The 19,594-nt window shown below is 67.9% G+C and carries 19 protein-coding genes; 10 read left to right on the plus strand and 9 right to left on the minus strand.

The features are described 5' to 3' along the window. Positions 1–10 precede the first annotated feature (10 nt). A complete protein-coding gene (locus FEZ61_RS11845) occupies positions 11–562 on the plus strand; it encodes a gamma carbonic anhydrase family protein (protein ID WP_173148757.1) in 552 nt (183 codons plus the stop codon). A gap of 178 nt (positions 563–740) precedes the next feature. Here FEZ61_RS11845 and FEZ61_RS11850 read toward each other — a convergent pair whose 3' ends face one another. Further along, positions 741–1,091 carry a MerR family transcriptional regulator gene (locus FEZ61_RS11850; RefSeq protein WP_068384381.1) on the minus strand — a complete coding sequence of 117 codons (351 nt, stop codon included), beginning with the start codon at positions 1,089–1,091 and terminating at the stop codon, positions 741–743. Between the two features lie 71 nt (positions 1,092–1,162). Here FEZ61_RS11850 and FEZ61_RS11855 point away from each other — a divergent pair, with 71 nt between their 5' ends. Continuing rightward, entirely contained in the window at positions 1,163–1,588 is a 426-nt protein-coding gene (locus FEZ61_RS11855; protein ID WP_173148759.1) for a hypothetical protein, read from the plus strand. Positions 1,589–1,691: 103 nt separating this feature from the next. On the opposite strand, the gene aroE is transcribed toward FEZ61_RS11855, so the two are convergent. Then, a complete protein-coding gene (aroE, locus tag FEZ61_RS11860) occupies positions 1,692–2,507 on the minus strand; it encodes a shikimate dehydrogenase (RefSeq protein ID WP_173148761.1) in 816 nt (271 codons plus the stop codon). A gap of 4 nt (positions 2,508–2,511) precedes the next feature. Beyond that, positions 2,512–3,441 carry an oxygen-dependent coproporphyrinogen oxidase gene (gene hemF / locus FEZ61_RS11865; protein ID WP_173148763.1) on the minus strand — a complete coding sequence of 310 codons (930 nt, stop codon included), beginning with the start codon at positions 3,439–3,441 and terminating at the stop codon, positions 2,512–2,514. A gap of 118 nt (positions 3,442–3,559) precedes the next feature. On the opposite strand from hemF, the gene FEZ61_RS11870 reads away from it, so the two are divergent. Beyond that, positions 3,560–4,537: an NADPH:quinone reductase gene (locus FEZ61_RS11870; RefSeq protein WP_017641496.1), complete on the plus strand. Its 978-nt coding sequence runs from the start codon at positions 3,560–3,562 to the stop codon at positions 4,535–4,537. A gap of 158 nt (positions 4,538–4,695) precedes the next feature. Further along, entirely contained in the window at positions 4,696–8,079 is a 3,384-nt protein-coding gene (locus tag FEZ61_RS11875) for a PAS domain S-box protein (protein ID WP_068384389.1), read from the plus strand. 1 nt (position 8,080) lies between these two features. On the opposite strand, the gene FEZ61_RS11880 is transcribed toward FEZ61_RS11875, so the two are convergent. The 3 genes from FEZ61_RS11880 to FEZ61_RS11890 all read right to left on the minus strand — a co-directional run bounded on the left by FEZ61_RS11880 (position 8,081) and on the right by FEZ61_RS11890 (position 10,867). Beyond that, positions 8,081–8,635: a Sua5/YciO/YrdC/YwlC family protein gene (locus tag FEZ61_RS11880; protein WP_017641494.1), complete on the minus strand. Its 555-nt coding sequence runs from the start codon at positions 8,633–8,635 to the stop codon at positions 8,081–8,083. Positions 8,636–8,699: 64 nt separating this feature from the next. Further along, positions 8,700–9,785 (minus strand): DNA-processing protein DprA, encoded by a 1,086-nt coding sequence (gene dprA, locus FEZ61_RS11885; protein WP_173148765.1) that lies wholly within the window; start codon positions 9,783–9,785, stop codon positions 8,700–8,702. 50 nt (positions 9,786–9,835) lie between these two features. Next, positions 9,836–10,867, minus strand: coding sequence for a LysM peptidoglycan-binding domain-containing protein (locus tag FEZ61_RS11890; protein ID WP_026083893.1), 1,032 nt, complete (start codon positions 10,865–10,867; stop codon positions 9,836–9,838). A gap of 229 nt (positions 10,868–11,096) precedes the next feature. On the opposite strand from FEZ61_RS11890, the gene def reads away from it, so the two are divergent. The 4 genes from def to FEZ61_RS11910 are packed head-to-tail and all read left to right on the plus strand — an operon-like array spanning position 11,097 to position 14,233. Beyond that, the gene (gene def / locus FEZ61_RS11895; RefSeq protein ID WP_160922151.1) at positions 11,097–11,603 is read left to right on the plus strand and encodes a peptide deformylase; all 507 of its coding nucleotides are present in this window, start codon (positions 11,097–11,099) and stop codon (positions 11,601–11,603) included. A 58-nt stretch (positions 11,604–11,661) separates the two neighbouring features. Next, positions 11,662–12,606, plus strand: a complete 945-nt coding sequence (gene fmt / locus FEZ61_RS11900; protein WP_173148767.1) for a methionyl-tRNA formyltransferase — start codon at positions 11,662–11,664, stop codon at positions 12,604–12,606. Next, a complete protein-coding gene (gene rsmB / locus FEZ61_RS11905; RefSeq protein ID WP_173148769.1) occupies positions 12,603–13,904 on the plus strand; it encodes a 16S rRNA (cytosine(967)-C(5))-methyltransferase RsmB in 1,302 nt (433 codons plus the stop codon). Before fmt ends, rsmB begins: the two co-directional genes overlap by 4 nt. Before the next feature lie 11 nt (positions 13,905–13,915). Further along, complete coding sequence (locus tag FEZ61_RS11910; RefSeq protein ID WP_064307093.1) at positions 13,916–14,233, plus strand: tetratricopeptide repeat protein; 318 nt, start codon at positions 13,916–13,918, stop codon at positions 14,231–14,233. Here FEZ61_RS11910 and FEZ61_RS11915 read toward each other — a convergent pair. The 3 genes from FEZ61_RS11915 to FEZ61_RS11925 all read right to left on the minus strand — a co-directional run bounded on the left by FEZ61_RS11915 (position 14,224) and on the right by FEZ61_RS11925 (position 16,227). Then, positions 14,224–14,496 (minus strand): PilZ domain-containing protein, encoded by a 273-nt coding sequence (locus tag FEZ61_RS11915; RefSeq protein WP_173148771.1) that lies wholly within the window; start codon positions 14,494–14,496, stop codon positions 14,224–14,226. The two genes, FEZ61_RS11910 and FEZ61_RS11915, sit on opposite strands and share 10 nt — an antisense overlap. A gap of 168 nt (positions 14,497–14,664) precedes the next feature. Further along, on the minus strand, positions 14,665–15,552 hold the full coding sequence (locus FEZ61_RS11920; RefSeq protein ID WP_017641485.1) for a lysophospholipid acyltransferase: 888 nt from the start codon (positions 15,550–15,552) through the stop codon (positions 14,665–14,667). Positions 15,553–15,642: 90 nt separating this feature from the next. Next, entirely contained in the window at positions 15,643–16,227 is a 585-nt protein-coding gene (locus FEZ61_RS11925; RefSeq protein WP_173148773.1) for a DNA-3-methyladenine glycosylase I, read from the minus strand. Positions 16,228–16,571: 344 nt separating this feature from the next. On the opposite strand from FEZ61_RS11925, the gene glyQ reads away from it, so the two are divergent. Both glyQ and glyS read left to right on the plus strand, forming a co-directional pair. Continuing rightward, positions 16,572–17,537: a glycine--tRNA ligase subunit alpha gene (glyQ, locus tag FEZ61_RS11930; RefSeq protein WP_173148775.1), complete on the plus strand. Its 966-nt coding sequence runs from the start codon at positions 16,572–16,574 to the stop codon at positions 17,535–17,537. Next, entirely contained in the window at positions 17,537–19,594 is a 2,058-nt protein-coding gene (gene glyS / locus FEZ61_RS11935) for a glycine--tRNA ligase subunit beta (RefSeq protein WP_173148914.1), read from the plus strand. Before glyQ ends, glyS begins: the two co-directional genes overlap by 1 nt.

The following is a 19,594-nucleotide window of genomic DNA, read 5'->3' on the forward strand; positions in this document are numbered from 1 at the left end:
GGTATCTATCGTGACCATAAGGACCTTTCAAGGTAAGACCCCGCACCTGGGCGAACGCGCCTTCGTCGATGCCACCGCGGTGGTGATCGGCGACGTGAGCCTTGGCGCAGACAGCTCGGTGTGGCCGCTGACGGTGATCCGTGGCGACATGCACTGTATCCGGATCGGCGCCCGCACCAGCATCCAGGACGGCAGCGTGCTGCACATCACCCACGCCGGCCCCTTCAATCCGGACGGCTATCCCTTGCTGATCGGCGCCGACGTCACCGTCGGCCACCAGGTGACGCTGCACGGCTGCACGATTGGCGACCGGGTGCTGGTGGGTATGGGCAGCATCGTCATGGACGGCGCGGTGGTGGAGGATGACGTGATGATCGGCGCCGGCAGCCTGGTTCCGCCGGGCAAGCGGCTGGAAGGCGGCCACCTCTACGTCGGCCGCCCGGTCAAGCAGATCCGCCCGCTGGAGGAAAAGGAGCTCGCCTTCTTCAGCTACAGCGCCGGCAACTACGTGAAGCTCAAGGACCAGCATCTGGCTGAAGGCTACGGGGAGGAGGGGGCCTAGCAGGCCTGGTCCTGTTGGGCTTCGGCGATGGAGCCGCCTCAACCCAACCTACAACTGATCGCGGCCATGGTGGTCCGCTGATGCGGCCGCTCCTACAGGCTCCAACGCAATGGTAGGAGCGGCCCATGGCCGCTCACGGCCGTAGGTTGGGTCGAGCGCAGCGAAGCCCAACGCTCAGCTACGTCCGCAGCGGACAGGCTTCACCCAGGCGCGAATACAGCACCCCACGCAACGCCTGCAATTCGTCGATACGCGCCTCGATGACCCTGAGCTTGTCGCGCAGCAGTTCCTGCAGATAGGCGTCGGGATCGGCAGCGCGCTCGACGTCCTCCAGGTTGGCGGCGATTTCCTGCAGGCTGAAACCCAGTCGCTGGGCGGTACGGATGTAGCCCAGCCATTCCACGGCTTCGGGCGGATAGTCACGATAGCCGTTGGCCCGCCGCGGCGCCTTGAGCAGCCCCTGGCGCTCGTAGAATCTCAGGGTGTCGCGACTCAGGCCGGTGGCCTGGGCGAGGGTGCCGATACGCATCCGTTCTCCTTGACCCTGGACCTAGCTCCAGGGTCGACACTGGACTTCCTCTCGTTCAAGGAAGTCCGTCCATGTGGAAGCTTGCGCCTTATGTGCGACTGGTCCGTGCCAGCGCCCTCTATGATCTGCTGGTCACCGCGCCCTTCGCCACCCCCTGGAGTCTCGCCTGGCTGCTGCGACAGCTCGACGCCCAGGGGCAGTGGCTGGGATTCGCGCCTCTGGCGACCTTCAGCCCGGAAGCCCTACTGCTGGGCAACCTGCTCGGCTCCGTGGTATGCGTCTGGGCGGCGCTGCGGCTGGCCAGCCCCTCGGTGACGCTGGGGCGCTACGACGCCGTGGCCAGGGGCCTATTCGCCCTCTGGCAGACCTGGGCGCTGTACCAGGGTGCCAGTCCCCTGTTGGCAATGTTCCTGATGATCGAAATCGGCTTCGGCATCGCCCAGGCGTGGCCGGTGTCTCTGGCCTCGCGCAGGCGCCAGCCCCAGCTGGCGGGCTGACCGCGGCCCGTTGGGCTTCGGCAATGGAGCCGCCTCAACCCAACCTACAATGGAGTTCCGTAGGTTGGCGCTGAGCGCAGCGAAGCCCAACAGCATCCCGGAACTAACCCAGTTGCCGCCGCAACTCCGCCAGCACCGGCGCACCGTCGGGGCGCACGCCGCGCCAGAGTTCGAAGGCCTCGGCGGCCTGTTCCACCAGCATGCCCAGGCCGTCCAGGGTGTGGAAGGCGCCTTCATCCTGCGCCCAGCGATTGAAGGCGGTCAGGTCCTTGCCGTACATCATGTCGTAGGTCACGGTCTGGGGGCCGATCACCGCTTCCGAGAGCGGTGGGCGACCGCCGCCGAGGCTGGCGGAAGTGCCGTTGATGATGACGTCGAAGGGCTCGCGCAGGGTGGAGAAGGCGGCCACCTCGATGGCCCCCAGCTCGGCGAATTCCCGCGCCAGCTGCACCGCCTTGAGTTCGGTGCGGTTGGCCAGCACCAGTTGCCCGGGCTGGCAGGCCAGCAGCGGCTCCAGCACGCCGCGTACCGCGCCCCCGGCGCCCAGCACCAGGACGCGCTGGCCAGCCAGCTGCAGACCGGCGTTGACGGTGAGGTCCCGCACCAGCCCGGCGCCATCGGTGTTGTCGCCCAGCAGGCGACCGTCAGGCTGGCGCTTGAGGGTGTTGACCGCCCCGGCGCGCCGGGCGCGCGGGGTGAGGTCGTCGCACAGCTGGTAGGCCTCTTCCTTGAAGGGCACCGTGACGTTGGCGCCCAGGCCGCTCTGGAAGAAGCTGCGGGCGCTTTCGGTGAAGCCGTCCAGCGGTGCCAGCAGCGGCCCGTAGTGCAGGCGCTGACCGGTCTGGTCGGCGAACAGGCTGTGGATCAGCGGCGACTTGCTGTGGGCGATGGGGTTGCCGAAGACGGCGTAGCGATCCATGGGGCTATCCTGCAGGCGTCGGGGCGAGCGCGAGCCAGTCGCGGTCGGTGAGAAAGAAATCGGTCAGTCGCGCTTCCGGCGAGCCGGGTACGGGTTTCCAGTCATAACCCCAGCGCACCTCGGGCGGCAGCGACATGAGGATGGACTCGGTGCGGCCGCCGGATTGCAGGCCGAACAGGGTGCCACGGTCGTAGACCAGGTTGAACTCCACGTAGCGCCCACGACGATAGGCCTGGAATTCCCGCTCAGCCTGGCCATAAGGCTGGTCACGGCGGCGTTGGACGATGGGCAGGTAGGCGTCGACGAAGGCATCGCCGATGGCGCGCTGGAAGGCGAAACAGGTGTCGAAATCCCAGTCGTTCAGGTCATCGAAGAACAGGCCGCCGATACCACGTGGCTCGCCGCGGTGCTTGAGGTGAAAATAGCGGTCGCACCAGGCCTTGTAGCGCGGATAGACGTCGGCGCCGAAAGGTGCGCAGGCGTCATGGCAGACCTGGTGCCAGTGCACGCAGTCGGCCTCGTTGCCGTAGTAGGGGGTGAGGTCGAGACCGCCACCGAACCACCAGACCGGCGCTTCGCCAGGCTTTTCGGCGAGAAAGAAGCGCACATTGGCGTGGGCGGTGGGGATATACGGATTACGCGGGTGCATGACCAGCGACACGCCCATGGCCTCGAAGCTGCGCCCGGCCAGTTCCGGACGATGGGCGCTGGCCGAGGGCGGCAGGCTGTCGCCATGCACATGGGAGAAGTTCACACCGCCCTTTTCCAGCAGGGTGCCCTCGGCGATGACCCGGGTACGGCCACCACCGCCGGTCGGCCGGGTCCAGGCGTCTTCGACAAAATGCGCAGCGCCATCCTCGGCTTCCAGTGCGGCGCAGATGCGCTCCTGCAGATCGAGCAGATAGGCCTTGACGGCCTCCAGGGAGGGATTCATCGCAAGGATTTCCACAACAGGCGGGGAGGGCGGAGAGCATAACACCCGTATCCGACCGGTTGACGTGGCCCGCGGTTGCGGCTTGGATGAAGGCTCACGTCAATAAGGAACCGACAGCATGGCCCAGCGCATCCAGTTCAGCCGCACCGGTGGTCCCGAAGTACTCGAACTTGTGGATTTCGAACCCGCCGCGCCCGGCCCCGACGAGGTGCGGGTGCGCAACCACGCCATCGGCCTCAACTTCATCGAGACCTACTACCGCAGCGGCCTCTATCCGCCGCCGTCGCTGCCCTCGGGCCTGGGCACCGAGGGTGCCGGAGTGGTGGAGGCGGTGGGCAACGCCGTCACCCGCTTCAAGGCCGGCGACCGCGTCGCCTACGCTACCGGTCCGCTGGGCGCCTATGCCGAAGTCCATGTGCTGCCCGAGCGGCACCTGGTGCACCTGCCGGAAGCGGTGTCCTTCGAGCAGGGCGCCGCGGTCATGCTCAAGGGGCTGACGGTGCAGTACCTCCTGCGCCAGACCTATCCGCTGCAGGCCGGTGACACCGTGCTGTTCCATGCCGCGGCGGGTGGCGTCGGCTCCCTGGCCTGCCAATGGGCCAAGGCCCTGGGCGTACGCCTGATCGGCACCGCCGGCTCGCCGGAAAAACTGGAAAAGGCCAAGGCTCTGGGCGCCTGGGCGGTGATCGACTATCGCCAGGAAGACGTCCCGGCGCGGGTCCGCGAGCTGACCGAGGGTGCCAAGGTGCCGGTGGTCTACGACGGCGTCGGCAAGGACACCTGGGAGATGTCGTTGGACTGCCTGGCCCCGCGCGGCCTGATGGTCAGCTTTGGCAACGCCTCGGGCGCGGTCACCGGGGTCAACCTGGGCATCCTCTCGCAGAAGGGTTCGCTCTATGTAACCCGGCCGACCCTGGCTACCTACGCCGCCTCACCCGAAGCGCTGCAGGACATGGCCGATCAGCTGTTCGAGCTGATCACCGATGGCCGTATCCAGGTGGACATCGGTCGCCGCTATCCGTTGGCCGAGGTGCAGGAGGCGCACCGCGCCCTGTCAGGCCGCGAGACCAGCGGCTCGACCATCCTGCTGCCCTGAGGCTAGACGTTCGCGCGCCTGGCCGGGTAAATCGTGACGGCCATTAAGTTTCCCGTAACCAGGCGGCACGACGGGGGTAAACGCCGGTCTATCTCGGACAGTCAGGCCGCCAAGGTCTCGACGCTCTTTCCAGAATCGGCCGGATCGCTGCCCTCGTCATGCCCATCTCCAGCCCCCTCGCCAACCTGCTCGACACCGCCACGGACACGGCACTGATCACCCTGACCGCCGAAGGGTGCATCGGGCAGTGGTGCCCGGCCGTCGCCCGGCTGCTGGGCTGGAGCGCGCAGGACAAGGTCGGCGAGTCCATCGTCGGCCTGTTGCTCCCGGAACCCCCGGCGGACGGCTGGCTGACCGCCCTCGAACGCTGCCAAACCCGGGGCCTGCGCCATCGCGATGGTCATCTGGTACGCCTCGACCTGCACCTGGTGCCGCTGCGCCGGGCGGATGTCGCCGTGGGTTGGCTGCTGCACGTCTGGCAGGCCCCAGCGAGCCGGGCCCGCTTCGCCGCCCGGCGCAGCGCCGAGCGGGATCTGCCACAACGCCTGCAGGCGCTTGGCGAATGGTCGCGGCGCCTCAGCGGCACGGCGGATCTTGCCGCCCTGCGCCTGTGCGCCACCCAGGCCCTGCGTGACCTCGCCGACGATCCCCAGGCGCGGCTGCTGTCCGTGGCCGAAGCCGGCAGCCTGCCGGCGGGTCAGTCGCTCCTCCCGTTCGGCGCTGCGGCGCAGCCCCTGGGCTATCTGCAGCTGAGCAACGCCGTCGAGGCGGACACCCGGCTGTTGCTGGACCAGTTGGCCCTGCTGCTGGGCGCTCTGCTGGTGCGGCAGCAGACCCAAGACCAGGTCCGGCACCTGGAACGGCGGTTGTCGCTGGAACAGGGGCTCCTGGCCAGCGTGCTGCAGCAGGCGCCCCTGGGCATCTCCATCACCGAGGCCGGCAGCGAAGAAGCGGTGATGCTCAATGACCGCGTCGATCTCCTCCTGGGCAAGCGCCCGGCCGGTGAGACGCTGGACGAACGCTATGGCGCCATCGGCGCCCTGCATGCCAATGGCCAGCCCTATGCGGTGGACGACTATCCCACGGTCCGGGTGCTGCGCAGTGGCCAGGCGGTATCGCCCGAATTGATGCGCTATCGACGGCCCGACGGCAGCATCCGGCTGCTGGAAGTGTCCAGCGCGCCCGTTCGCTCGGCCACTGGCGAGGTGATCGCCTCGGTCACCCTGTTCGACGACGTTCAGCAACGGGTTGATGCGGAAAATGCCCTGCGCGAACACAGCGCGCGGCTGGCCAGCCTGATCAACCAGGCGGCGGTCGGCATCTGCCAGACCGACGCCCGCGGGCGCATCCTGCTCGCCAATCGCCGCTACTGCGAATTGCTCGATCGCAACGAGGTCGGGGTGCTGGAACAGACCCTGCAGGCCCAGACCCATCCCGAGGACCGGGCCATCCTGGAGCGCCATCTCGACACCCTGCGCGAGCGCGGCGACAGCTTCAAGCTGGACCAGCGCTTCCTGCGCCCGGATGGCTCGGTGGTCTGGGTCAGCCTGCATGGCTCGCCGCTGCAGTCGGAAATCGGCCAGGAGCTGTCGGTGAGTCTGGTGGTGGTGGATCTCACCCAGCGCAAGCAGGCCGAAGCCGCGCTGCACCTGTCCAACCAGCGTTTCCGCAACGCCGTGGAAGCGGTGCAGGGGGTGGTCTGGACCAGCAATGCCCAGGGGCATCTGCTCGGCGAACAACTCGCCTGGAGCACCCTGACCGGGCAGAGCTATGCCCAGTATCAGCAGGACGGCTGGGCCGCTGCCCTGCATCCCGAGGATGCCCCTCGCACCCTGCGCCGCTGGCGACTGGCGGTGCAGCAACAGGTGGACTTCCACGACGAACACCGGCTGCGCTGCCGCGACGGTCAGTGGCGCACCTTCAGCGTGCGCGCCCTGCCGGTGCGGGAAAACGGCGTGGTCTGCGAATGGGTGGGCGTGCACACCGACGTCAGCGAGATCCGCATGGCCGAACACCGCCTGCGGCGCCTGGCCGAACTGCTGGAACAGCGCGTCCATGAGCGCACCGTCGAGCGTGACCGCATGTGGCGGGTGGCCGACGACCTGCTCGGTGTCATCCAGGGGCAACGCTGGCTCAGTCGCAATCCGGCCTGGGGCCGCACCCTGGGTTGGGACGACGAGGAATTGCGCCACCAGCCGCCGACCTCGCTGGAGCACCCGGACGATCCGCCGGTGTTCCCGCGCCTGGCCGCCCTGCGCCATGGCGAGGTGCTCAGCGATCTGCCGGGCCGCCTGCGCACTCGCGACGGCCACTGGCGCCACATGATGTGGAAGGCCACCGCCGATCACGATGGCCGCATCTATGTCTTCGGCCGCGACGTCACCGTCGAGCACGACGCCGCCCTGGCTCTGCAGAACGCCGAGGCCGCGTTGCGCCAGGCACAGAAGATGGAAGCCATCGGCCATCTCACCGGCGGCATCGCCCACGACTTCAACAACCTGCTCACCGGCATCAGCGGCTCCCTGGAATTGCTGCGTCGGCGCCTGGACCAGGGCCGCCACGACAACCTGCAGCGCTACCTCGACACCGCCGAGCAATCCGCCACCCGCGCCGCCGCCCTGACCCATCGCCTGCTGGCCTTCGCGCGTCGGCAGACCCTCGACCCGCGGCCGGTGGATGTCAATGACCTGATCCTGTCCCTGGAAGAACTCTTCCAGCGCACCCTGGGCGAACGCATCAGCCTGCGCAGCAGCCTCGCGTTGCAATTGCCGCCGGCACGCACCGACACCAACCAGCTAGAGAACGCCCTGCTGAATCTGGTGATCAACGCCCGCGACGCCATGCCCGAGGGGGGTCAGCTGACCCTCGAAACCGCCCTCGATCACCTCACTGACCTGGCCGCCGAGCATGACCTGCCGCCGGGTGACTATGTGCGCCTGACCATCGCCGACACCGGCAGCGGCATGCCGGTCGAGGTGGTGGATCGCGCCTTCGATCCCTTCTTCACCACCAAGCCCATCGGCCAGGGCACCGGTCTGGGCCTGTCGATGCTCTATGGCTTCATCAAGCAGTCGGGTGGCCACGTGACCCTGGAGAGCGAACTGGGCAGCGGCACCCGGGTCAGCCTCTGGCTGCCCTGTGCCCAGCCCGAGCGACCGGCAGCGAGCGATACACCTCAGGCGGCCATCGCCCAGAGCCGGGGCGAACGCCTGCTGCTGGTAGAAGACGATGTTTCGGTGCGGCTGTTGCTGCGCGAGATGCTCACCGAGCTGGGCTATCGCGTGCGCACCGCGGCCAGTGCCTCGGCGGCGCTCACCCTGGTCGACGGCGACCTGCCCTGTGATCTGCTGATCACCGATCTCGGCCTGCCGGATCTCGACGGCGCCGACTTGGCCGGGCGCCTGCGCGAGCGCTGGCCGGAGTTGCCGGTGCTGTTCGTCAGCGGTCACGCCGAACGGCCGACCCCGAACGGTGAGCTCTCGCTGGCCAAGCCGTTCCAGATCGATGCGCTGGCGCGGCTGCTGCGCCAGTTGCTGGACTGACCTAGGGCCGGAAGACCTTGCCGGTCACCAGATCGCGAATCACGCTGGGATTCTTGCGCCCACCCAGTTCGCCCATGAGGATGCCATCCAGGTTATCGGGGAAGTACTGCTGAACCCGCAGCCGGGTGCGCGCGGCCGGGCGGCCGGCGGGATTGGCCGAGGTGGAGATCAGCGGACCGGTGAGGGCGCAGAGTTCGCCCACCAGCGGATGCTCGGAGACCCGTAGCGCCACGGTGGCGTGGGCGCCGGTCACCCAGCCGGGCAGGCGATTGTGGTGCGGCACCAGCCAGGTGTTGGGGCCGGGCCAGGTGCTGGCCAGCTTGGCCAGGGACTCTTCCGGCAGATCGTGGAGCAGGAAGTCGAACTGGCGGATGGTGTCGGCCACCAGGATCAAGCCCTTTTCCATGGGCCGCCGCTTGAGCGTCAGCAGGCGATAGACCGCGGCCTGATCCCAGGGATCGCAGCCCAGGCCCCAGACGGCCTCGGTGGGGTAGGCCAGCACGCCCCCCTCGCGCACGATTCGCGCCGCCTGCCGCACTCGCCAGCTGTTGTGCATCGCCTTGCCTCCGCCAAATCCCTGAAGTCTACCCGAGCGCGCCGCCGATGGTAGCCATCCACCGCTAGCCGAGACGCGTCCAGCTGCCCTGCTGCGCCACCACCCGGCCCTCCAGCTCCAACTCGGTCAGCTGGACCAGCACCTCCGGCAACGACAGGCGGCAGAGCCGCGCCAACTCTTCGCTGTTGAGCGGTCCGGCGGCCAGCTGCCGCAGCAGGGGGTGATCCTCGACCACCGCGCCCGTGGCGACCGGGGTCAGGCTGCGCCAGCCCTGCAGGGCTTCGAGGATATGCTCCACGCCCTCCACCAGTTGCGCCCCTTCACGGATTAGCTGATGACAGCCTCGCGCCCCGGGATGATGGATGGAGCCGGGCAGGGCGAACACCTCGCGGCCCTGCTCGGCGGCCAGCCGCGCGGTGATCAGCGAACCGCTGGAGGGGCTGGCCTCCACCACCAGAGTACCCAGGCTAAGGCCGCTGATGATCCGGTTGCGCCGCGGAAAGTTGGCGGCCTGGGGCGTGCAGTCCAGCGGCAATTCCGAAACCAGCGCCCCACCCTCGGCCAGCAGGCGCCGGGCGAGGCCCAGATGACGGCGGGGATAGAGCTGCCGGAGGCCGGTGCCCAGCACGGCCACCGTACCGCCGCCGGCGTCCAGCGCACCCTGGTGCGCCGCGCCATCGATGCCCAGCGCCAGGCCACTGGTGATGCAGAAGCCGGCCGCGGCCAGGCTGTGGGCGAAGCGCCGGGCATTGTCGAGTCCCTGGGCACTGGCCTGGCGGCTGCCGACCAGGGCCAGTTGCGGTCGTTCGAGCAACTCGACCCGTCCTTCGACGAACAGCAGCGGCGGTGGATCGGCGATCTCGGCGAGCAGCGCCGGATAGCACTCGTCGCCCAGGCAGAGCAGATGGCGCTCGGGGTCCTCCAGCCAAGCCAGGGCCTGGTCGACCCGTTCGCGGGTCGCGGGGCTGCGGCGGGCGTCCGCGGCCACCGCCGGCAGGCGCAGGGCGCGCCAGGCCGAGGCGGGGGCACTGAGGGCGGCGCTGGCACTGCCAAAGGCATCCAGCAGCAGGCGCTGGCGCACGGCACCGAGCTCCGGCAGGGCATGCAGGCGAAGCCGAGCGTCCAGCTCGGCAGGGGAGAGGCTGGCCATGCTGTCATCCTTGAGGGTGGCCGGTCGCCGTCCTGGCGACCCGGAAGAGGTTAGGGGTTGCGCACCTTGTCCATGATCGCCAGCTGGCGGGTGGCGGTCAGGACCAGGCCGTAGCTGATCTTGTCGTAGGTGCGAAAGACCATCAGCAGCCCGGCGCGCTCGTCGGGGATCTTCACCAGCTCGCCGGTGATGCGATCACGTACCGTCTCGCCGGTCTTGTTGACCGCCAGCACATTGCCCTCGGCCAGACCGTCCCGGGCGCCCTTGTTGAGGGTCACCACATCGAACTGGCCGATCTGGGTGACGCCGCGCGGCACGTCGAGGATCAGGCCATTGATGTCGCGGGCGGGGGCGCTGGGCATGAAGGTGGAATTCACCAGCCGCTCCTCGGTAGGGAACAGCCGGTCGCCCAGGCGTACCTCCTGGGTGGTGCGGGTCAGGCGCAGGGTGGCGATGTCGCCCTCCTGGGTGACCAGATCGGCGCTGCCGATGAAGTCACCATTGATGCCGAGAAAGGCACCGGTCTTGGGATCGACATAGGTCTTGCCCTGGCGGTAGATGCCATAGGCCGAGACACCCGGCTGCAGCTTGCCGCGCACATAGATGCGATCGCCGGCGCCGCTCACCACGCGCTCGGCGTTGCCGGCCACCACATAGGGCGCCGCCTGGAACTGCTCGGCCGAATCGATGGCGCGATTCTGCAAGAGGAAGCTGTTGACCGCTTCCAGCGGAATGGCCGGGATGGCTTCGGCGATGGGCGTGCTGCGCACCGTAGGTGACAGCTTGACCGTGCCACGCGAGGCGCCGCGGTTGAGCTGCAGCCGCGGCTGGCCGTCGACGTAGCTCAGCACCAGGGTATCGCCGGGATAGATGAGATGGGGATTCTTGACCTGCGGATTGGCCTGCCAGATCTCTGGCCATTCCCAGGGCTTGCTGAGGAATCTGGCGGAGATGTCCCAGAGGGTATCGCCGCGGACCACGGTATAGCTCTCCGGGTGATCCTGACGCAGGGTGACCGCTGCGTACGCCGACTGCAGGGCGCCCCCGGCGACCAGCAGCAGGGCGAACAAAGATTTCCTCATGCGTCGAATCCCTTTACACTTAGCTTTGAAGAACCGTCTTCACGCAAACGTCGGGGAATCGCCCCAGTCGTGCCCTGATCGCCACCTTCGTCGGCACCGGGCAGCGCAGGCGCTCATCCCCGTCGACCGACGTCATCCACCTTCCGGGGCCTACCCGAAGCGGGTGGAAACAACGCTGCGGCATCTTAGCAGCGCCCCTTGACTGTATTCCACAAGTGCCCTCAACGCCATGGCGATCCTAGACATCCTCGAATTTCCCGATCCCCGCCTGCGCACCGTCGCCAAGCCCATCGACGTGGTCGACGACGCCCTGCGCCAGACCATCGACGACATGTTCGAGACCATGTACGAAGCGCCCGGCATCGGTCTGGCCGCCACCCAGGTCAACGTCCATCGCCGCCTGGTGGTGATCGACGTCAGCGAAGACAAGAGCGAACCGCTGGTCTTCATCAACCCGGAAGCCGAGCCGCTCACCCAGGAACTGGGCGAGTACCAGGAAGGCTGCCTGTCGATCCCCGGGTTCTACGAAAAGGTCTGCCGTCCCGAGCGCGTCCGGGTCAAGGCCCTGGATCGCGACGGCAAGCCCTTCGAGCTGGAATGCGACGGCCTCTTGGCGGTATGCATCCAGCACGAGATCGATCACCTCGACGGCAAGCTGTTCGTCGACTATCTGTCGCCGCTCAAGCGCGATCGCATCAAGAAGAAGCTCGAAAAGCAGCAGCGCCACAAGGCCTGATCGCCCTGGCGGACGGCGTCATCGGCGTCCGCCGCTCGCCCTTTCCGCCAGGTCCGCCATGTCCAGATCCCTTCGCCTCGTCTTCGCCGGAACCCCGGAATTCGCCGCCGTGCACCTGCAGGCGCTGATCGACGCCGGTTATCCCATTGCCGCCGTCTATACCCAGCCGGACCGTCCCGCTGGGCGGGGCCAGAAACTGGCCATGAGCCCGGTCAAGCAGCTGGCACTGAGCCACGGCATTCCCGTGCAGCAGCCGCCGACCCTGCGCGATCCCGCGGCCCAGGCCACCCTGGCGGCCCTGGAACCCGACCTGCTGGTGGTAGTGGCCTACGGTCTGATCCTGCCCCAGGCGGTGCTGGATATCCCGCGCCTGGGTTGCATCAACAGCCATGCCTCGCTGCTGCCGCGCTGGCGCGGCGCCGCGCCCATCCAGCGCGCCTTGGAAGCCGGCGATGCCGAGTCCGGGGTCACCGTGATGCGCATGGAAGCCGGTCTGGATACCGGCCCCATGCTGAGCAAGGTGACCACGCCGCTGACCGCCACGGACACCGGTGGCAGCCTGCACGATCGCCTGGCCGCCTTGGGCGCCGCCGCCGTGGTCCAGGCCCTGCCGGGTCTGGCCGACGGCAGTCTGCAGGGCGAGGTACAGGACGACAACCTGGCCACCTACGCCCACAAGCTCAACAAGGACGAGGCCCGCTTGGACTGGGGTCGGCCGGCGGTGGAACTGGAGCGCCGTATCCGCGCCTTCGATCCCTGGCCGCTGTGCCACACCGCCCTGGCCGGTGAACCGCTCAAGGTTTGGGCCGCCGAACTGGCGGAAGGGCAGGGCGTTCCCGGCATGGTGCTCGACGCCGATCGCGCAGGCCTGCTGGTGGCCTGTGGCGAGGGCGCCCTGCGTCTGACCCGGCTGCAACTGCCCGGTGGCAAGCCGCTGGGCTTCGCCGATCTCTACAACGCCCGTCGCGAGCGCTTCGCTCCCGGGCAGGTGCTGGATCTATGAATCCGCGGCTGGCAGCTACCCGCGCCCTGGCGGCGGTCCTCGCCGGCCGCGCCTCCCTGGGCAGCAGCCTGCCCGAGCAACTGGCCAAGGTCGATCCGCGTGACCGCGCCCTGGCCCAGGATCTGGCCTTCGGCACCGCCCGCTGGCAGCCGCGCCTGTCGCTGCTGGCGGAAAAGCTCATGCAGAAACCCTTCAAGGCCGGCGACCGCGATCTCGAAGCCCTGTTGCTGATCGGGCTCTACCAGCTGTTCCACACCCGCATCCCGGCCCACGCCGCCATCGGCGAGACGGTGGGCTGCGTCGACAAGCTGAAGAAGTCCTCGGCCAAGGGCCTGCTCAACGCCGTGCTGCGCCGTGCCCAGCGTGAATACGACAGCCTGCTGCCGGCCCTGGAGCATGACCCCGCCGCGCGCCTGGCCCATCCGCGCTGGTTACAGAAGACGCTCAAGGCGCGCTGGCCGGCGCACTGGGAAGCCATCGCCACGGCCAACAACCTGCACCCGCCGTTGATCCTCAGGGTCAATCGCCGCCAGGGCAGTCGCGACAGCTATCTGGCCGAGCTGGCCGCCGCCGGCATCGAGGCCGTGCCCTGCGCCTTCAGCGCCGACGGCATCCGCTTGCTGCAACCCCAGGACGTCACCGCCCTGCCGGGCTTTGCCGCGGGGCGTCTCAGCGTGCAGGACGAAGCCGCGCAGTTGGCCGCCGAGCTGCTGGAGCTGGCGCCCGGACAACGGGTGCTGGACGCTTGCGCCGCGCCCGGTGGCAAGACCTGCCACCTGCTGGAACGCGAACCGGCGCTGGCTGAGGTGGTGGCGCTGGACGCCGATGCCGGTCGCCTGGAGCGCGTCGAGCAGAATCTGGCACGGCTGGGCCTCACCGCCCGCACCCTGGCCGCCGACGGCCGCGCCGTAACCGACTGGTGGGACGGCACGCCCTTCCAGCGCATCCTGCTGGACGCTCCCTGCAGCGCCACCGGGGTGATCCGCCGCCATCCGGACATCAAGCTGACCCGTCAGGCCAGCGATATCGCGCCCCTGGTGCAGTTGCAGGGCGAATTGCTGGACGCCCTCTGGCCGACGCTGGACGTCGGCGGCATCCTGGTCTACGCCACCTGCTCGGTGTTGCCGGAAGAAAACAGCAGCAACCTCGCCGCCTTTCTCGCCCGCACCCCCGGCGCCCGCGAACTGGACATCCCCGCCTCCTGGGGCCTCGCCCAGCCCCACGGCCGCCAGCTCCTGCCGCAGCCCGACGGCCATGACGGCTTCTATTATTGCAAGCTGATCAAGATCGCCAAGTAGGAGACCTCGCCATGCTCGAATCCCTGGAGAAGATGCTCGCTCGCGGCCAGGACAACGCCCTGCTCAGATTCGGTCTGGGCAAGGGCTATCTGGATGCCGGGGAGCCCGCGCGGGCGATCGAGCACCTGGCGCGCTGCGTCGAATTCGATCCGGCCTATTCGGCGGCCTGGAAACTGCTGGGCAAGGCCCATGAGGGGAGCGGCGACCCGGCCAGCGCCGAGGCGGCCTGGACCCAGGGCCTGCAGGCGGCGCAAGCCAAGGGCGACAAGCAGGCGGAAAAGGAGATGACGGTGTTTCTCAAGCGCCTGGCGCGCCGCGCTCAGTCCTGATCGCGCAGGAACCTGAGGCCCGCGCCGTCGGCGTCGGTGCGCATGACTTCCATGGTCACCTTGGGCGCTTCGATCGGCAGATCGAGTACCTGGCCGACCACGCGGGTGCCCTGCGGTAGCCGGGTCAGCTCGGGATGCACCACATAGACGCCACCATCGGACAGGTCGCGGGTCTCACCGACGATCTCGCCATTCGGATAGGCGATCCACAGCCGGCACTTGAGTGGGGTACGGGTATGTTGGCGCTGATCGCGCGAATTCATCGCCTGACTCCCTGGCTTGGGCGTTCCCTAGAGGTCCGGGCAGCTTCCGGCAAAGCCCAGCGGCTGTCAGCCGCGCGCCGACCGAACGGTCCTGGCGAAGCACCGAGCGATAGGTCATGGGACCACCGCCTGCCCCTCAGCGCCCGGGCAGGACCCGGGCGAAAGACCTCAGTACCACTTCTCCTCGCCATCCGGGCGATTCTTGAACCTCTTCATGCTCCACATGTACTGGGTCGGATAGCGCCGTACGTAGCCGGCCAGCACCTCGCTCATGGCGGCCACCGAGACCTCCGGATCCGGGTCGTACATGGCTGCGGGCGCGGCTTCCAGGATCACCTTGTAACCACTGCCGTCTGCCAGGCGCACGGCATGGAAGAACACCCCGCGGGCCTTGCCGCGCGCCAGCAGCGAGGGCACGAACTTGCTGGTCAGGGCAGTGGTGCCGAGGAAGGGCACGAAGAGGCCGGCGCTGCGACTTGGCTCGGGATCGGCCGGAATCCCCACGGCGCCGCCGCGGCGGACTTCCTTGATCACGCTGATGATGCCTTCCGGAGTGGAGGGCGCCACGCGGTTGCCCAGCTGGACCCGCTGGCGCTTGAGCAGGTCGTCCACCGCCTTCAGCTTGGGCGGCCGATAGAAGATGATCGGCTTGGCATGGGAGCAGTAGAAGTGGTTGAGCAACTCCCAGTTGCCCAGATGGCTGGTGATGCCCACCACGCCATCGCCGGAGGCCAGGGCCTCCTGCAGGACGTCCATGCCTTCCACCTCGCGCACCAGGCGTAGGGAACGCTGGGGCGACCAGATCCAGGCGCAGGCGCTCTCGGTCAGGGTCTTGCCGATGCCGCGCAGGCACTCGCGCGACAGCCGTTCCAGGCCGGCGGCATCGAGTTCGGGAAAACAATGGGCGAGGTTGATGCGGGTAACCTTGCTGGCGCGGGTCGGCAGCTTCCACATGCACCAGCCGATGAATCCACCCAGGCGCTGCACCAGCGGCCAGGGCAGCAGGGCGAAAAGGCGCAGGAAGGCGATCATCAGCGCGCCTTTGAATCTTTCCAAAAGAGGGACTCCTGTCTGAATGCGCCGACAGTTTAGCGTCTACAAGCCCCGGAAACGTTAAGAAAGCGTAAGGTTCGCGCCAACTGACGCCTATACATTCGACTTTTCCTGCGGTTCTGCCGACAAAGACGTCAGCTCGGCATGGCGGTCGCAATCGAGGGTGTGGTCCATCACCAGCCCCATGGCCTGCATGAAGGCATAGCAAATGGTCGGGCCGACAAAGGTGAAACCGGCTTTCTTGAGCGCCTTGCTCATGGCCTCGGCTTCCGGGGTGATCGCCGGTACCTCATGGCGGTCGCGAAAATGGTTGATCTTCGGCGCACCGCCGACGAAGGACCATAGCCAGCCGGCCGGGTCTTCGAGCCTGAGCCAGGCCTGGGCATTCTGACGGGCGGCGCGCAGCTTGGCGCCGTTGCGGATGATGCCCGGATCCTGCATCAGCGCCTCGATCTCGGCATCGCTCAGCTGCGCCAGGCGCCGGGGATCGAAGCCGTGCAGCACCTGGCGATAGCGCTCGCGCTTCTTCAGCACGGTGATCCACGACAGCCCGGCCTGAAAGCCTTCCAGCAAGAGAAATTCGAAGAGCACCGCCGGATCGCGCTGGGGCACGCCCCATTCGTGGTCGTGATACTCGATGTACAGCGGATCGGCGGTGCACCAGAAGCAACGCGGCATGGCGAAGACTCGGACGGCGAGGGGAGATGTCACCTTAGCGCAGTTGAGCGCCAGCGGAGGCGAGTCATAACGGCCTCTGGAATGGGTAGCACGGCGAACGCGCTGAACGCACGTTTCTAACAGACTGCAGGCGCTGCTACCGTAGTAGCAGCTACCTATATCGCGGCCATGGGCCGCTCCTACAGGCCAACCCGTACCTGTAGGAGCGGCCCATGGCCGCGATAAAGCGCGCAGCCGGTCATATCTGCCCAATACCGCCAGGCAGCCCTAATCCGCCAATGCGGCCACCTCCGGCTTTCAGCTATACTCCCCGGCTTTTCGTCGCAGCCGAACGGGTATCTTTCGTGAGCCAGTCCAAGCCCACCGTGCGCACCTTCCAAGACTTGATCCTGGCCTTGCAGCAATACTGGGCCGAGCAGGGCTGCGTGGTACTTCAGCCCTATGACATGGAAGTTGGCGCCGGTACCTTCCACACCGCCACTTTCCTGCGCGCCATCGGTCCCGAGACCTGGAACGCCGCCTATGTGCAGCCCAGCCGCCGCCCCACCGACGGCCGTTATGGCGAGAACCCCAACCGCCTGCAGCACTACTACCAGTTCCAGGTGGTCCTCAAGCCCAACCCGGACAACTTCCAGGAGCTCTACCTGGGCTCCCTGGCCGCCATCGGTCTGGATCCGCTGGTGCACGACGTGCGCTTCGTCGAGGACAACTGGGAATCTCCCACCCTGGGCGCCTGGGGTCTGGGCTGGGAAGTCTGGCTCAACGGCATGGAAGTCACCCAGTTCACCTACTTCCAGCAGGCCGGCGGTATCGAATGCTACCCGGTGACCGGCGAGATCACCTATGGCCTCGAACGCCTGGCCATGTACCTGCAGGGCGTGGACTCGGTCTATGACCTGATCTGGGCCGACGGCCCCTTCGGCACCGTGACCTACGGCGACGTCTTCCACCAGAACGAGGTGGAGCAGAGCACCTACAACTTCGAGCACGCCAATGTGCCCAAGCTGTTCGAGCTGTTCGACTTCTACGAGTCCGAGGCCAATCGCCTGATCGCCCTGGACCTGCCGCTGCCCACCTACGAGATGGTGCTCAAGGCTTCCCACACCTTCAACCTGCTGGACGCCCGCCGCGCCATCTCGGTGACCGAGCGCCAGCGTTACATCCTGCGCGTGCGCACCCTGGCGCGCAGCGTCGCCCAGGGCTACTTCAAGGCCCGTGCCCGCCTGGGCTTCCCCCTGGCCACCCCGGCGCTGCGTGACGAGGTCCTGGGTCGCGGCGATGTCCAGGCGCTGCTCAAGGAGGGCGAATGATGAGCACCACTCTGGATTTCCTGGTCGAACTGGGTACCGAAGAACTGCCGCCCAAGGCGCTCAAGACCCTCGGCGACAGCTTTCTCGCCGGCATCGAGAAGGGCCTCAAACAGGCCGGCCTTGGCTACACCAGCGCCCGCGCCTATGCCGCGCCGCGCCGCCTGGCCGTGCTGGTCGAAGCCCTGCAGACCCAGCAGCCCGAGCGTAGCGTCAACCTGGACGGCCCGCCGCTCCAGGCCGCCTTTGGCGCCGATGGCCAGCCGACCCAGGCCGCCCTGGGCTTCGCCCGCAAGTGTGGCGTCGACATCAGCGCCATCGATCGCAGCGGTCCCAAGCTGAGATTCTCCCAGAGCATCCCCGGTCAGCCCGCTGCCGCGCTGCTGCCCGGCATCGTCGAAGCCTCCCTGGCCGAGCTGCCGATTCCCAAGCGCATGCGCTGGGCCGCTCGCCGCGAGGAGTTCGTCCGGCCGACCCAGTGGCTGGTGATGCTGCTCGGTGACGAGGTCATCGACTGCGAGATCCTCACCCGCCGTGCCGGTCGTGAGTCCCGCGGCCATCGTTTCCACCATCCCGATGCCGTGCGTATCAGCGCCCCGGCCCACTACGCCGCCGACCTGCGCGCCGCCCATGTGCTGGCCGACTTCGCCGAACGCCGCCAGCTCATCGAGTCCCGCGTGGCCGAACTGGCTGCGGCGGAGCAGGGCAGTGCCGTGGTGCCGCCCGCGCTGCTGGACGAGGTGACCGCCCTGGTGGAATGGCCGGTGCCCCTGGTCTGCGCCTTCGAGGAACGCTTCCTCGAAGTACCCCAGGAAGCGCTCATCACCACCATGCAGGACAACCAGAAGTACTTCTGCTTGCTGGACGCCCAGGGCAAGCTGCTGCCGCGCTTCATCACCGTGGCCAACCTGGAGAGCAAGGATCCGGCGCAGATCGTCAGCGGCAACGAGAAGGTAGTCCGCCCCCGTCTCACCGACGCCGAGTTCTTCTTCAAGCAGGACCAGAAGCAGCCGCTGGAAAGCTTCAACGAGCGTCTCAAGAACGTGGTCTTTCAGGCCCAGCTCGGTACGGTCTACGACAAGGCCCAGCGAGTCGCTGCCCTGGCCGCGTTCATCGCCGAACGCATCGGCGGTGATGCCGAGCGCGCCCACCGCGCCGGCGTGCTCGCCAAGTGCGACCTGGCCACCGAGATGGTCGGCGAATTCCCCGAGATGCAGGGTATCGCCGGCTACTACTACGCCAGGAAGGGCGGCGAGGCGGAAGACGTGGCCCTGGCCCTCAACGAGCAGTACATGCCGCGTGGCGCTGGCGCCGAACTGCCGCAGACCCTGACCGGTGCGGCCGTGGCCCTGGCCGACAAGCTCGACACCCTGGTCGGCATCTTCGGCATCGGCATGCTGCCCACCGGCAGCAAGGATCCTTTCGCCCTGCGCCGTCAGGCCCTGGGCGTGCTGCGCATCCTCATCGAGAAGGGCCTGGAGCTGGATCTGCCGGCCGCCGTTGCCTTCGCCATCGCCGGCTACGGCGAGCGGGTCAAGGCTGCCGGCCTGCAGGAGCAGGTGCTGGACTTCGTCTTCGACCGGCTGCGCGCCCGCTACGAGGACGAAGGCATCGACACCGCCGCCTACCTGGCCGTGCGCGCCCTGCGCCCGGCCTCGGCGCTGGACTTCGACCAGCGCGTCCAGGCCGTGCAGGCCTTCCGTCGCCTCCCGGAGGCTGAAGCCCTGGCCGCCGCCAACAAGCGCGTCTCCAACCTGCTCGGCAAGTTCGAGGGCAAGGTCGCGGCCCAGGCCGATGCCGCTCTGTTCGAGACCGACGCCGAGCGCACCCTGGCCGCCGCCATCGCCGACGCCGAGCGGGATGCCGCGCCCCTGGCCGAAGCCCGCCGTTACCGCGAAGCCCTGGAACGCCTGGCCAGTCTGCGCGCCCCGGTGGATGCCTTCTTCGACGAGGTACTGGTCAACGCCGAGGACGAGCGCGTCCGCGCCAATCGCTATGCGCTGCTCGCCCACCTGCGCGGCCTGTTCCTCGGCATCGCCGACATCTCGGTGCTGGGCTAG

Origin of the sequence: Pseudomonas sp. MS15a(2019), from assembly GCF_013277805.1 — a bacterium.
Classification (GTDB): Bacteria; Pseudomonadota; Gammaproteobacteria; order Pseudomonadales; family Pseudomonadaceae; genus Chryseomonas; species Chryseomonas benzopyrenica.